The organism is Pseudomonas sp. RC3H12, from assembly GCF_018596375.1.
Taxonomy (GTDB): domain Bacteria; phylum Pseudomonadota; class Gammaproteobacteria; order Pseudomonadales; family Pseudomonadaceae; genus Aquipseudomonas.
Window position 1 is genome coordinate 2,567,833 of sequence record NZ_CP075595.1, and the last position, 14,166, is coordinate 2,581,998.

A 14,166-nucleotide genomic window follows, 5' to 3' on the forward strand; every position below is an offset into this window, starting at 1 on the left:
GATGTCGACTTTTAGTCACCTTTCCGCCATTACGGCGGCCTACTTTTCTCGTGAAAAGTAGGCAAAACCGTTCGGCTCCGTTCATACGGCCCCTGCGCTTCGCTCCGGGGTTCCCTCGCTCCGTTCTTGCTCCCGGGAGTACCGCGCTGAACGCCCCATCCTGGGGCGCAGCGCTTGACGGCCATCCATGGCCGTCACCTCCCTTCGCAAGAACTCCGCTCGGCCTCCTGAAGTCGCAATTTGTGGCGCCTGAACTATCGCGCGCTTAGAAGCAAGAGCAAGAGCAAGAGCAAGAGCAAGAGCAAGAGCAAGAGCAAGAAAATAAGTTCTGGATTGGGAGTTTGAAGTTCTTATATGCAGTCAGGCCTCTCGTCGACAACCAGGCATGAAGCCACTGCAGAATTATAAAACTGTAAGGCGAATTCTAGAAACTGCCCCACCTATCACGCACAAAGCCGCAATGGCTCCAATGTCCTGCACAGCACATCAAGCACGCGTTCTTCATGCTCGTGAATAAAGAAATGCCCTCCCGGAAACTTCGCCAGCGAATACTCGCCAACCGTCTCCCGCCCCCAGGCCTGCAACTGTTCGTCATTGGCGCGATCGTTCTCGCCGGCGAATACATGCAAGGGACATTGCAGCGGCAGGCGCTGCTCGTACGCATAGCGGCCGCAAAGCAGAAAATCCGCCTGCACGATCGGCAAGGTCAGGCTCATGAGCTCTTCGTTGGCCAGCACTTCCTCGGAGGTGCCACCGAGCTTGCGCAGCTCGGCGATCAACTCGGCATCACCACGCGGCTCGGTCCATTTGCCACCGGCGTAATCCTCGCGCCGGGTCGGCGCCGCAGTGCCGCAGGCGAACAAGGCCACTGGCGGCGGGCAGCCGAGTGCACGCAACTCATGGGCCAGCTCGAAGGCGACCAGCGCCCCCAGGCTGTGGCCGAGCACGGCGTAAGGCGCATGGGTGACGGCGCGCTGCTCATGGGCCAACTGCCGGGCCAGGGCCCGCAGGTCGGTATGCAGCGGGTCAGCCATGCGCGCGCCGCGCCCGGGCAGCTCCACCGGGCGCACCTGCAGCCAGGCCGGCAGCTTGCGCCGCCAGCGGCTGTAGACCATCGCACTGGCACCGGAATACGGCAGGCACAACAGGTTCAGGGTCGACACCGCCTTACTGCGCCGCGACTTCGGCCATCTTCTGGCGCAGGCTCAGGGGCCGCATGTCGGTCCAGACTTCGTCGATGTAGGCCAGGCAGTCCTTCTTCAGGCCGCTCTTGCCCACTGCGCGCCAGCCATTGGGGATCGCCTTGTAGTCGGGCCAGATGGAATACTGCTCTTCGTGGTTGACCACTACCTGGAACTGGATATCGTCGCGGTCGAAAACGGAAGTCATTGCCTGTCTCCTTGAATGATGAGGGCCGAACGCGCCGGGCGCAGGGCGGCTTCCATGAAAACGAAAGGCGCGCGGGGAAAATTAGGCCATTGCTCGTAGTCTTGCCAAAGGAGGGAAGCCCGCATGTCTGCCGGGCTGCCACAGCGTACCTGGCAACACAGGCTACATCGCCTCGCTCCCCCACCCCAAGGCCTTGTACAGCGCAATCGCATCCAGGTACGAGGCCGTCTCCGCCTCCGCCACCTCGCGCTTGATCGAGAACAGCGCACGCTGGTTCTCGAGCACCGCCAGGTAGGTGCCGGCGCCGCGCCGATAGCGCTTGTTGGCGATATCGATGGCCTCGCTGCCGTGCCCGGCCGAGGCCACCAGGCTTTGCAGCCGTGCCTGGTTGCGTACCAACTGCGTGACGGCGTTCTCCACTTCCTCGCGGGCCAACAGCACCGCCTGCTGGTAGCGCGCCTGGCTGCCCTCGGCCAGCGCCTCGCGCACCCGCAGGCGGGCGCGGGCATTGCCCAGGCGCAAGGCCGGCCAGGTGACCACCGGTGCCAGCTCATAAGCGCGGGCCGCGCTGCCCAGGTCGCCGCTGCGCAAGGCGAAGAAACCAATGAAGCCGCCCAGGTCCAGGCGTGGGTACAGCTCGGCAGTGGCCGCACCGACGTCCTCGGTGCTGGCCGCCAGCTCACGCTCGGCACTGACCACATCAGGTCGCTGGCCAATCAGCGCATCAACGTCACCCAGCGGCAACTGGCGCGCCAACGGCGGCAGGAACGGCGCGGCGCCCTGCTCCTGGCTGCCCGGCACCTGCCCGGTCAACACATCGAGGCGATAGCTGGCCTGCTCGATGGCCGCCTGCAACGGCGGTACCGCCGCCTCGCTGAGCAACAGGTTGGCATGGGCGTTCTGCTGGTCTTCGTACTGGCCACTGCCGGCGCGCACCTGGGCGCTGGTCAGTTGCAGGGTCTCGCGCCAGGCCTCGACCTGATCCTCGGCCACCACCAGGCTGCGTTTGAGCCCGAGCTTGAGGTAGTAATTGCGCGCCACCTCGGCGGCGATGCTCAAGCGCACCTGGCGCAGGTCAGCCGCCGCCGCGTCGGCACGCGCCTCGGCGGCGTCGGTCAGGCGCTGCAGGCGGCCGAACAGGTCGATCTCCCACTGCACGTCGAATCCGGCGCGGTACTGCTCGGTGCGCATGCGCCGCGGGTCGCTGCCATCGGCCGGTTGCTGCTGCTCCAGGCTCTGGTTGTAGCCAGCGCGGGCGGTGACCCAGGGGTAGCGGTCGAGGCTGCGGTCGTCGAACAGCGCCCGCGCCGCCAGCAGGTTGGCATGGGCCTGGCGGATATCGTGGTTGTTGACCAGGGCCTGGTCGACCAGGCGCACCAGCTGCGGATCGTCGAAGAATCGCCACCACTGCTCCGGCATCTCGCCACGGGCGGTGAAGGCGGCGCGCTGCGGACTGTGCAGGCCACTGCCAGGTGCCTCGGGCTTGCGGTAGTCGGGGCCGACGCTGCAGGCCGACAAGGCCAGGGCCAGCAGGGATACGACGAATACCGGCTTCATGGCTGCCCCTCCAGGGTTTCGGCCAACGATCGGGCCCGTGCCGAACGCGCCGTGCTGGCATGGTCACGGGCCAGCAGGCTGTAGATGGTCGGCAGCACGAACAGGGTGAACAAGGTGCCGACCAGCATCCCGGTGACAATCACCACGCCGAGCCCGAAGCGGCTGGCAGCACCGGCACCGGAGGCGAACAACAGCGGGATCAGCCCCACCACCATGGCCGCCGTGGTCATCAGGATCGGCCGCAAGCGGATCTGCGCTGCCTTGCCGATGGCCGTGCGCCGGTCCAGGTGCTGCTCGGCCTGCAAGGTGTTGGCGAATTCGACCATGAGGATGCCGTGCTTGCTGATCAGACCGATCAGCGTCACCAGGCCGATCTGCGTGTAGATGTTCACCGTGGCCACCCCCAGCGCCAGCGGCAGCAGCGCACCGCTGATCGACAGCGGCACGGTGATCAGGATGATCAGCGGATCGACCAGGCTTTCGTACTGCGCCGCCAGCACCAGGTAGATCACCACCACGGCGGCGAGGAAGGCCAGCATCAGGGCGTTGCCCTCCTGCTGGTACTGGCGCGCGTCGGACTGCCAGTCGATGCTGAAGCCCGCCGGCAGTTCGGCGGCGGCCTGCTCGAGGAAGGCCACGGTGTCGCCCAGGGTGACGCCGGCCGCCGGAATACCCTGGAAGGTCGCGGCGTTCTGCTGGTTGAACTGGGTCAGGCGGTTGGGCTCGACCTGCTCGCTGACCTGCACCACGGTGGACAGCGGCACCAGCCTGCCCTCCTCGCTGCGCACGTACTGCCGGGTCAGGGCCTGCGGGGTCAGGCGCTGGTCACGCGGGCTCTGCGCGATCACATCATAGGAGCGGCCATCCAGGCCGAAACGGTTGAGGTAGTTCTCGCCCACCAGCACCGCCAGCGACTCGCCGATGTCCTGCATGCGGATACCCATGCTGTTGGCCTTGGCCCGGTCGACGCGCACCTGCACCACCGGGTTGTTGTAGTCCAGGTCGCTGTCGACCACGGCGAACAGGCCGCTCTGCCGCGCCTTGGCCTTGACCTGCTCCATGGTGTCGAACAGCACCCGGTAGTCCTGCGAGCTACGCAACACCATCTGCACCGGCAGGCCACCGGTGGAGCCCGGCAGCGCGGGCAGCTGGAAGGCGAAGATGCTGGTGCCCTCGACATCGTTCACCGCCGCCTGCAGGTCGAGCTGGATCTGCGAGGCATTGCGTTCGCGCTCGCCCCATGGCTGCAGGTTGATGCCGCCGATGCCCGAGGCGATGCCGTCGCTGCCGTTGATGATCCAGGTGCTGACGGTTTCCGGCAGGGTCCGGTAGACCGCATCGAGCTTGTCGGCGAAGCGCTCCACATAGGCCAGGTTGGCGTGCTGCGGTGCCTTGATCGCGGTGAGCAGCCCGGCCTGATCCTCGGTCGGCGCCAGCTCGCGCTGCGGCAAGGCGTACAACAGCGGCAGGCTGACCAGCACCAGCAAGGCGAAACCGACGCTGATCCAGCGGTGTTTCAGCGAGAAGCCCAGCACATGGGCGTAGCGCTCGGCCAGCCAGTCGAAGAAACGGTTGGCCGCATGGGCCATGCGCCCCTCGGACTGGCGGGCGTCGAGCAGGAACGAGCTCATCACTGGCGACAGGGTCAGGGCCACCACGCCGGAGACCACCACCGCCCCGGCCAGGGTCAGGGCGAACTCGCGGAACAACGCGCCGGTCAAGCCGCCCATCATGCCGATCGGCGCGTACACTGCAGCCAGGGTGATGGTCATGGCGATCACCGGCCCGGCCACCTCACGGGCGCCGATCAATGCCGCCGCCACCGGTGTGCGCCCTTCCTCGATATGGCGGTGGACGTTCTCCACCACGACAATGGCGTCGTCCACCACCAGCCCCACCGCGAGCACCATGGCCAGCAGGGTGAGCAGATTGACGCTGAAACCGAAGGCCAGCATCAGCGCCGCGGCCCCGAGCATCGACAGCGGGATGGTCACCACCGGAATCAGCACCGTGCGCAGCGAGCCCAGGCACAGGTAGATCACCACCACGACGATTGCCAAGGCCTCGAGCAAGGTCTTGGTGACCTCGTCGATGGAGGCCTGGATGAAGCGCGCCGTCTCGAAGGCAAGCTCCGCCTTGACGTCCGGCGGCAGGGTCTGGCGAATCTGTGGCAGCAACTGGCGGATGCCGTCGACGATCACCAGCGGGTTGCCGCCCGGGGTGGCGAACAGCCCCAGGTGCACCGCCGGCACGCCGTCCATGCTGGCGCTGGTCTCGGCCGAAGCCGCGCCCAGCTCGACCGTGCCGATGTCGCGGATGCGCACCAGGCCGTTGCCGTCGTTGCGGATCACCAGCTCACGGAAGTCGCCGACCGAGGTCAGGTCGGTGTCGACGCGGATATTGGCGATCACGTACTGGCCCTTCACCTTGCCCGGCGCCGCCTGGTAGTTGTTGCGGCGCACCGCCTCGGCCACGTCGGCCGCGGTCAGGCCCCGGGCGGCCAGGCGCGCCGGGTCGATCCACAGGCGCATGGACAGGGTCTGGCCACCGAACACCTGGACCTTGGCCACACCCTCGATGGTACTGAGCAGCGGCTCGACCACCCGGGTGAGGTAGTCGGTCATGGCCGGGATCGGCAGGCTCGCGCTGGCAAAACCGATGTAGGCCACGGCCGTGGACTCGCCCGCCGAACGCTCGATCACCGGATCGTAGGCCCGCTCCGGCAGGCGGAAACGCACCTGGTTGACCTTGGCCATCACCTCGGTGAGGGCCTGGGTCGAGTCGCGGTTCAGCTCCATGCGCACGGTCACCAGGCTACGGCCCTGCACCGACGAGGACGACAGGTAGTCGATACCTTCCACCGACGACACCGCCTGGGCGATCGGCTGGGTGACGAAACCCTGCATCAGCTCGGCGGGGGCGCCGGGGTACTCGGTGGTCACGGTAATGGTCGAGCTTTCCAGCAAGGGGTACTGGCGGATCGGCAACTGCAGCAGCGACAGCAGCCCCAGCAGCAGGATCAAGGTGCTGACCACCAGCGCCAGCACAGGCCGGCGCACGAACAGGTCGGTGAATGTCATGGCGTTTTCTCGCTGGGGTCAGGCGCCGCTGGCCGGGGCCTGCAGGGTGTCTTCGGTGGCTTGCACGGCGGCGCCGTCGCTCAGGCGCAACTGCCCGGACACCACTACCTGGTCGTCCTCGCGCAGGCCCTGCTCGATCACCACCCGCCCGGCCTGGCGTTCACCGGTACGCACTGCCACGCGCTGTACCACCAGGGCATCGGCGGCGGCATCGTGGCGGGCGACGAACACCGTGTCGCCGTAAGCCGTATAGGCAACGGCGGTTTCCGGCACGGTCAACACCTGGCCGTCATCGGGGCTGGCTACCTGCACGCTGGCATACATGCCGGCCGACAGGCGCGCATCGGGCTTGGCCAGGGTGGCCTGCACCTGCACCGTGCGCGAACGGCCGATCAAGGGGTCGATGGCGGTGATGTGCGCGGTGAAGGCCTTATCGGGGAACGCATCCAACCGCACCTCGACCGCCTGGCCGGTGCGCAGCTGGGCGCTGAGCTGCTCCTCGAGGGAGAAGTTGACGTACAGGCTGCGGGTGTCGATCAGGCTGACCACCGGGTCGCCGACATTGAGGTACTGGCCCTGGTTCACCCGGCGGATACCCAGGCGCCCGTCGAAGGGTGCGCGCACCGCCTTCTGGGCGATCACCGCCTCGGTACGGGCCAGCTCGCCCTGGGCCATGTCGCGGGCCGCCAGGGCGTTGTCCAGCTGTTCCTGGGTGGCGGCGTTCTCGCGCAGCAGGTCCTTGACGCGCCGGTAGTTGGTCCGCGCATTGTCCAGCTGGGCCTTCAGGCGCAGGCGCTCGGCCTGCTCCGGGGCATCGTTGAGGGTGACCAGCACATCACCCTTGCGCACCTGCTGGCCGGAGCTGAAGTTGATCGCCGTCACCCGCCCGCCGATCTCGGCCGACACCAGCACCTGGTGCACCGCCTCCAGCTCGCCGACGCCGGCGAAGGCGCGTTTCTGCGGTGCTTTCTGTACCGTGGCCAGGGCCACCTTGACCAGGTGCCGCGGCGCGGCTGCCGTGGCCTGGGCCTGCCCGGTGTGGCGCCAGGCCAGGCCACCGGCGGTGGCCAGGGCCAGCACCAGGGCACTGCCAAGTATTGCCTTGCTATTCATTGCGCGTCCTCGCCTCAGGCCCAATCCAGGTTGAACAGGAAGAACGCCAGGGTCGCCCACAGCACCAGCACCAGGTGGGTGAGCTGCAGGCCTTCCTGGCGTATCCAGTAGCCGAACCACAGGCCCCCGAGCAGCATGGCGAAAGTGAAGGCGAGGAAGGCGCCAAGTGCCAGGTTCAACCAGGCCCGGGCCAGGAGCGGATCCTGGGCGACGATCAGCCCATAGGTGCCGACCCAGGCCGCCAGGCTGGCGACGATCTGCAGCAGCAGGATCACCAGCAGCGCGGCGCGGGCCAAGCCCGCCGAATGACAGGCCCTGCGCAACAAGGGGAATTCGATGGCCGGCGGCTGGCGCAGTGGCGCCATGGCCAAGGTGGCGCCAATGGCGCCGACGGAGCTGGCGAAGGCCTGCAGGTTGTTCAGTACCGCGATGCTCAGCCACAACGCCAGGCCCACGGCCTGGATGGCTTGGAACAGCCACAGGGAGGTGTGCAAATCCATATCAACGTCCGTATTGATGGCCTGGGCGGGACGCCAGGCAATTACACAAGAAAACGCTTGGATATTAGAGGCAGCCTTGCCGATACACAAGCGCCCCTATTACAGGGGCGCGTGTTGCCAGGGAAGTTGATGCGGATCAGTCGGGAGACATTTGCAGGGCTGGAGGTGCCAGGAACCGGGATTCTGGGTCAATGGAATGCCTGCAGGAGCGGCTTTGACCGCTCCTGCAGAAGGCGTGGTTCACGCCTGCCCAGGCACCCGAGTCAGGGCTTCGCGAAAGCGCTGGGTACTGGCCAACGCCAGCGCCAGGCCGACAACCGCCACGCCGCCCCCCACCAGGCCGATATGCGCCACGCCCACCTGGCTGCTGACAATGCTGCCAAGCAACGCACCGCCACCGATACCGATGTTGTAGATACCGGAGAACAACGCCATGGCCACGTCGGTGGCATCCGAGGCAAGCTTGAGGGTCTTGGACTGCAAGGCCAGGCTGAAGCTCAGGATCGCCACGCCCCAGACCATGCTCAGGGCGGCGAACACCTGGAAATTGCCCGACAGCGGCAACAGCAGCAGCAGGCACGCGGCAAGCGCGCCGATGGCGCCCACCAGGAAGCCATGGGGGAAACGCTCGCTGTAGCGGCTGAACAACACCGAGCCGAACACGCCGGCACCGCCGTACAGCAACAGCAGCAACGTGGTGTGTTCGCCACTGATCCGTGCCACGTGCAGGGCGAAGGGTTCGATGTAGCTGTAGGCAGTGAACTGCGCGGTAATCACCAGGGTTACCAGCATGTAGGTGATCACCAGCGCCGGACGCTTGAACAGCACCGGCAGGCTGCGCAGCGAGCCGGAGTTCTGGCTCGGCAGCAGCGGCAGCGACTTCATCAGGCAGAGCATGGTCGCCAGCGCCACCCCGGCGATACACAGGAAGGTAATGCGCCAGCCCAGCGCCTCACCCACCACACGCCCCAGCGGGATGCCCATGACCATCGCCAGGGTGGTGCCGGTGGCCAGCAGGCCCAGCGCCTTGGCCTGCTGGCCGGGCGGCGCCACGCGCACCGCCAGCGACGCGGTGATGGCCCAGAACACGGCATGGGCCAGGGCGATGCCGATGCGGCTGACCAGCAGCATGGCGAAGCTCTGCGACAGCCACGACATCAGGTGGCTGACGATGAATACCAGGAACACCAGCAGCAGCAGGCGGCGGCGTTCGATGTTGCGGGTCACCAGCATCATCGGCAGCGAGGCCAGTGCCACCACCCAGGCGTAGATGGTCAGCATCAGGCCGACCTGTGCGGTGCTCATCTCGAAGCTGCGGCCGATATCGCTGAGCAGCGCCACCGGGACGAACTCGGTGGTATTGAAGATGAACGCCGCCAGCGCCAGGGCGATGACGCTCAGCCAACTGCCGCTGCCGGCGGTGGGAGGCATGGAGGTGGGGACGGGACCATTCATGTGAAGATGTTTTTCTCCGCGGACAAGGCAACAGGACGCGCATCGCCTGCCCAGGTTCCAGGCCGGTGACGCACGTTTTCTTATTGAAAGGATGTCCGGCATGGTACGCATCAAGGCCGAGCCTCACAACCGCGGGCGCGGACAGAGTACCATGCGCGCCTGCGTGCACCCTTTTGTCGCACATCACCTACCCTGCGGAACAAGGAGTTCGATCCGCCCATGGACAAGCAGCACCCCCAGCAGCAATGGCGCGAGGCGGTCATCGCCTATGCCGAGGCCATCAACCGCTATGTCGCGCAGGGCCGCGCGCAAGGCTGGGACGATCTGGAGGAACCACAGGCGCCGGCCACCGAGCATCTGCTCGACGCCTGGCAGGCGGCGCTGCTGGCGATAAACCGCCCGGGCACCGACGAACAGCAACGCCAGTTGTTCCGCGAAGCCTGGCCCCCGGCGCATCTGCCGCTGTTGCCATTGCTCGACGAACAGGCCCAGGGCATCGGCAACCTGCTGCTGCTCGACGACGGCAGCCTGCTGGTGCGCATCGGCATGCCGTTCGAGCGCGGCCAGGTGCTGCGCCTCGACGGCCAGGGCGTCACCTCGGTGATCGGTGTCGAGCACTTCGGGCGCTGCCCAGGGCGGCGCTACTTCGCCCTGGCCAACGCCGAGGGGGTACGCGTGACCGATGGCTGGGGTGGCCCGCAAGTGGCCCGGCTGGCCTGGCCCCATGGTCTGGAAGGGTTACCGGCGGGTTACCCGTTCGACCCCTTCGACCTGCCGCCGACGCCCACTGCGCTGCTGCCCTTCCCCGATGGCCAGCGGGTCCTGCTGGTCAGCAGCGACGGCATCTTCGTGCTTGCCGCCGCTGGTGCCACGCGCCTGCTGCCACGCGAGGACGACATTCTCGAGGAGCTGCGCCGGGGCACTGACCCGGACGACATCGCCCTGGGCCTGACGATGGCACATGCCGCACTGTCACCGGACGGCAGGCTGGTCGCCCTGGGCGAACAATGCGGCCGTCACCTGGTGCTCGACGAGCAGTTCAGGCGCATCGCAGAGGTCGGCCCGGCCAGCGAGTACCCGCACTTCGCGCTGTTCAACCGCCGGGGCGACCAGCTGATCCTCAATGCTTGCCACTTCTATCAGGGCGGCACCGTCGGCGTGCGGGTGGCCGACCTGCCGGGGCTGGATACCGGTTTCTACAGCAATGACCCGCGCACGCCACTGCTGCAGGACGGCGCAAGGGTCTACGCCGGGGTGGCCCGCGATGGCGAATACATCGTCGGTGACGCCCATGGCTACCTGCGCGCCTTCGGCGAGGACGGCCACGAGCACTGGCAGCACTATCTTGGTTCCACGATCAGCGCCATGGACATCAGCGCCGACGGCCGCACCCTGGTGGTGGCCAGCCATGCCGGGTTCATTTCGCAGATCGCGTTGGATCGTGGCCGACCGCAGTGGCAGATCGGCACGGGGGCGCATGCCGAGGTGCGGCGCTGGTTGTGCTGGAAAGGGTTCGACCGGCCTCTGGCCTGGTAGATCGCTGGCGCGCGCCGGCGGCAGGGATCCGTCTCAGGAAGCCGCCGTCGCCTGCCCGCCCTCCTCGAGCCGCGCCGCATAACGCTGCGCCAGCACCGCGCAGACCATCAGCTGGATCTGGTGGAACAGCATCAACGGCAGGATCATCGCCCCAATGCCACCGCCGACGAACAGCACCTGGGCCATGGGCACGCCGGTTGCCAGGCTCTTCTTGGAACCTGCGAAGAGAATGGTGATGCGGTCCTCGACATTGAAGCCCAGCAGCCGCCCGAGCAGCCGCGTGCCGAGCAGCACCACCGCCAGCAGGATCCCGCACACGGCGAACAGGCCCGCCAGGTGCTGCGGCGACACCGTGTGCCACAACCCGGTCACCACCGCCTCGCTGAAGGCGGTGTACACCACCAGCAGGATTGAGCCCTGATCCACCAGTTTCAGCCAGCGCGCATTGCGCTTGACCCAGGCACCGATCCAGCGGCGGGCGATCTGCCCGGCGACGAAGGGCACCAACAACTGCAGGGTGATCTTCAGCACCGCGTCCAGCCCGGAGCCGGTGTCGCCCGAGGCGCCCAGCAACATCACCACCAGCAGCGGCGTGAGGAAGATCCCCAGCAGGCTCGAGGCCGCCGCGCTGCAGATCGCCGCAGGCACGTTGCCACGGGCCAGCGAGGTAAAGGCGATGGCCGACTGCACCGTGGCCGGCAAGGCGCACAGGTAGAGCACGCCCAGGTACAGCTCATTGCCCACCAGCGGCACGAACAGCGGCTTGAACGCCAGCCCCAGCAGCGGGAACAGCACGAAGGTGCAGGAGAACACCAGCAGGTGCAGGCGCCAGTGGCTGGCGCCGGCGATGATCGCCTCGCGCGACAGCTTGGCGCCGTGCAGGAAGAACAGCAGGCCGATGGCCAGGTTGGTCAGCCAGCCGAACAGCACCGCGCCCTCGCCTGCGCACGGCAGCACGGTGGCGATGAACACCACCCCGAGCAGGGCCAGGGTGAAGTTGTCGAACAGCATGCGCAAATATCTCATCACAGATTCCGCCTTGTCTTTGTGCAAGCCTGGACGATAAGGTCCCGGCCTTTATGCCGCTAACGCCGGAACCCCCGTCAGTGTCGCCCAACGGACAACCCGGCGACTGAATCACGAAAAGGAACCTTGCACCATGAAACGTCCCCCGCACCTGCTGCTGGCCACTGCCCTGACGCTGGCCGCGCCACCCCTGTTAGCAGGCGACCTGCAGCACAGCGTCGATGGCGTCATCCAGCCGCTGATGCGCGAGCACGGCATCGCCGGCATGGCCGTGGCAGTGTATGCCAATGGCCAAGCGCACTATTTCAACTATGGCCTGGCCGACAAGGCCAGCGGCCAGGCAGTGACCCGCGACACCCTGTTCGAGGTCGGCTCGGTGAGCAAGACCTACACCGCCACCCTCGCCGCCCTGGCCAGCGCCGAGGGCAAGCTCGACCTCGCGGCGCCCGCCAGCCGCTACCAGCCCGGCCTGGCCAAGGCGCCGATCGGCAGCGCCAGTGTGCTTGAGCTGGGCGCCTACAGCGGCGACTGCCTGCCACTGCAGTTCCCCGACGAGGTGCAGACGAAGGAGCAGACCCTGGCCTGGTTCCAGCACTGGCAACGCCGCGCCGAACCCGGCACCCAGCGCTGCTACTCGAACCCCAGCCTGGGCCTGTTCGGTGACCTGGCAGCCCGCGCGCAGAAGCGGCCATTCGCCGAACTGATGACCCAGGGGCTGCTGCCTCGATTGGGCCTCGAGCACACCTACCTGGAAGTACCGGCCAACGCCCGTGGCCTCTATGCCCAGGGCTACGATGCCAAGGACAAGCCGGTACGGGTCAGCCCGGGCCCTTACGCCGAGCAGGCCTACGGCATCAAGAGCAGCGCCAGCGACCTGTTGCGCTATGTCCAGTTGCAACTGCAACCTGCCGCGCTCGACCCTGCCCTGCGCCAGGCCATCGCCATCACCCAGGCCGGTTACTTCCAGGTCGGCGCCATGACCCAGGGCCTGGGCTGGGAGCGCTACCCCTACCCGGTCAGCCTCGACACCCTGTTGGAATACAACGGTGCCAAGATCATCCGCGGAGAAAACCCGATAAAGGCGTTGAACCCGGCGCTGCCCGCCGAGCCTGCCGCCTGGTACAACAAGACCGGCGCCACCGGTGGCTTCGGCGCCTACGTGGCATTCGTGCCGTCGAAACAGATGGGCATCGTGCTGCTGGCCAACCGCAACTACCCCAACGAGGAGCGGGTACGTGTCGCGCAACGCATCCTCTCAAGCCTGGGAGCCATGACGGCCGATTCCTGGCGCCGGCGAACGGACTCGACAGACACAACGAAGAGGATTGTCCGACAAGATGTAGTGACTAAAAATAATCACTACAAAACGGTTGACGCCCTTCCTGCGCCTTGGGCATGATGAGGCCGTCTCCCTGATCGGGAGCGGTGGCAAGGGTGTTCCAGACGGCCTGCGCGGTAACGCAGGCCGTCCGTGGAGAGGGAAACTGCCCAGAAGGCAGCGTGAGAAAGCCCCTGTTGCGAAGCTGCTGTAGCAGCCTTGGTTAGCGCGCTACATGGTGTGGCGCCAATGTGAACTTCAGACGAACTTCACCAACGAATGTGAGTAATGGGGGCTTTATGATGAACTTGAACAACAATCCAACCATCGACCAACTGGCCCAGCTGTTCGCCGCGCGCAAGGACAGCCTCGACGACCACCTGCTGTGGGTCAGCCAATCCGGCGAGGTCCGCCTGGATCGCCTGCCGCCGAACACGGTCGAAGACGAGTTCGAATCGCACATGCCCAGCATGCGCGCCCGTTTCAAGGTCTACCGCCGTGGCCAGGGCTACGTCGGCAAGAAGGCCGCCGCCGACACCTCCTTCGTCGGTCGCGTACTCGAGACCCTGCAACAAGAATGGCCTACCGCCCGTGAGCGGCAGGCAATCAAGGTGATCGACGCGTTGAACTGATACCGCGGCTTTACACCGTTTCTTGAGCCCGGCCCGACAAAGGCCGGGCTTTTTCATGCCTGGCGCCTGCGCGGCATCGCTTCCGGCAGCGGCAAGGCGCCCGTGGCCAGGGCGCGGGCACGGTCAACGCCCCACACCAGGGCCCGTGTCATGGTTTCGCCCGGACGCGAGGGGTAGTACTCCTCCAGCAGTGCCTTGCCGTCGCGGGCGTACAGCCCGAGAAACAGCTGCGTGGCGCCAACCCTGGACAGGCGCACCTGCACATCGATGCTGGTGCCGTCGCTCAACTCCTCGTCATGGCTGCGGCTGTGCAACTGCACATCGGCCCATTGCCAGTAGGTCTCTTCCCTGATTCGCATTGAAGTCGATACTCCGTGTCTGACATGCCGCGCAAGAAAAGCACAGCCTCGAACCGGCGGCGAGGGGGACGCGCCGATACCATGAGCGGGATCAAGAAATGGCGGGAAATGCGTGCCGTTGGGCGGTTTTGCAGTGTTCGGACCAACATGATCGCGGGGCAAGCCCGCCCCCACAGATTTCTAGCAAGGTCTGTGGGAGCG

At 66.5% G+C, this 14,166-nt stretch carries 11 protein-coding genes and 1 pseudogene; 3 read left to right on the forward strand and 9 right to left on the reverse strand.

All coding sequences use genetic code 11. The annotated features are described in order from the left end of the window. Window positions 1-443: 443 nt before the first annotated feature. The 7 genes from KHO27_RS11645 to KHO27_RS11675 all read right to left on the reverse strand — a co-directional run bounded on the left by KHO27_RS11645 (window position 444) and on the right by KHO27_RS11675 (window position 9,094). On the reverse strand, window positions 444-1,163 hold the full coding sequence (locus KHO27_RS11645) for a thioesterase II family protein (RefSeq protein ID WP_110701579.1): 720 nt from the start codon (window positions 1,161-1,163) through the stop codon (window positions 444-446). Between the two features lie 4 nt (window positions 1,164-1,167). Next, window positions 1,168-1,389 (reverse strand): MbtH family protein, encoded by a 222-nt coding sequence (locus tag KHO27_RS11650; RefSeq protein WP_023632740.1) that lies wholly within the window; start codon window positions 1,387-1,389, stop codon window positions 1,168-1,170. 162 nt (window positions 1,390-1,551) lie between these two features. Then, window positions 1,552-2,946 carry an efflux transporter outer membrane subunit gene (locus KHO27_RS11655; RefSeq protein ID WP_214501849.1) on the reverse strand — a complete coding sequence of 465 codons (1,395 nt, stop codon included), beginning with the start codon at window positions 2,944-2,946 and terminating at the stop codon, window positions 1,552-1,554. Beyond that, window positions 2,943-6,026: a MexW/MexI family multidrug efflux RND transporter permease subunit gene (locus tag KHO27_RS11660; RefSeq protein WP_102685044.1), complete on the reverse strand. Its 3,084-nt coding sequence runs from the start codon at window positions 6,024-6,026 to the stop codon at window positions 2,943-2,945. Before KHO27_RS11660 ends, KHO27_RS11655 begins: the two co-directional genes overlap by 4 nt. Window positions 6,027-6,044: 18 nt before the next feature. Continuing rightward, window positions 6,045-7,139, reverse strand: coding sequence for an efflux RND transporter periplasmic adaptor subunit (locus KHO27_RS11665; protein ID WP_214501850.1), 1,095 nt, complete (start codon window positions 7,137-7,139; stop codon window positions 6,045-6,047). Between the two features lie 14 nt (window positions 7,140-7,153). Then, window positions 7,154-7,639: a DUF2165 family protein gene (locus KHO27_RS11670; RefSeq protein WP_110701571.1), complete on the reverse strand. Its 486-nt coding sequence runs from the start codon at window positions 7,637-7,639 to the stop codon at window positions 7,154-7,156. Window positions 7,640-7,879: 240 nt separating this feature from the next. Beyond that, a complete protein-coding gene (locus KHO27_RS11675; protein ID WP_111532235.1) occupies window positions 7,880-9,094 on the reverse strand; it encodes a sugar transporter in 1,215 nt (404 codons plus the stop codon). Window positions 9,095-9,313: 219 nt separating this feature from the next. Between KHO27_RS11675 and KHO27_RS11680 the strand changes: the two genes are divergently transcribed. Then, complete coding sequence (locus KHO27_RS11680; protein ID WP_110701569.1) at window positions 9,314-10,630, forward strand: hypothetical protein; 1,317 nt, start codon at window positions 9,314-9,316, stop codon at window positions 10,628-10,630. A 33-nt stretch (window positions 10,631-10,663) separates the two neighbouring features. Here the strand turns inward: KHO27_RS11680 and KHO27_RS11685 are convergent, their stop codons facing one another. After that, window positions 10,664-11,656 (reverse strand): bile acid:sodium symporter family protein, encoded by a 993-nt coding sequence (locus tag KHO27_RS11685; RefSeq protein ID WP_110701567.1) that lies wholly within the window; start codon window positions 11,654-11,656, stop codon window positions 10,664-10,666. 133 nt (window positions 11,657-11,789) lie between these two features. Here KHO27_RS11685 and ampC point away from each other — a divergent pair. Beyond that, window positions 11,790-12,920, forward strand: a pseudogene (gene ampC / locus KHO27_RS11690) (class C beta-lactamase); the annotation flags it as partial. Window positions 12,921-13,273: 353 nt separating this feature from the next. Then, window positions 13,274-13,606 (forward strand): hypothetical protein, encoded by a 333-nt coding sequence (locus tag KHO27_RS11695; protein WP_046855208.1) that lies wholly within the window; start codon window positions 13,274-13,276, stop codon window positions 13,604-13,606. A gap of 53 nt (window positions 13,607-13,659) precedes the next feature. Here the strand turns inward: KHO27_RS11695 and KHO27_RS11700 are convergent, their stop codons facing one another. After that, complete coding sequence (locus KHO27_RS11700) at window positions 13,660-13,965, reverse strand: hypothetical protein (RefSeq protein ID WP_110701563.1); 306 nt, start codon at window positions 13,963-13,965, stop codon at window positions 13,660-13,662. Window positions 13,966-14,166 lie beyond the last annotated feature (201 nt).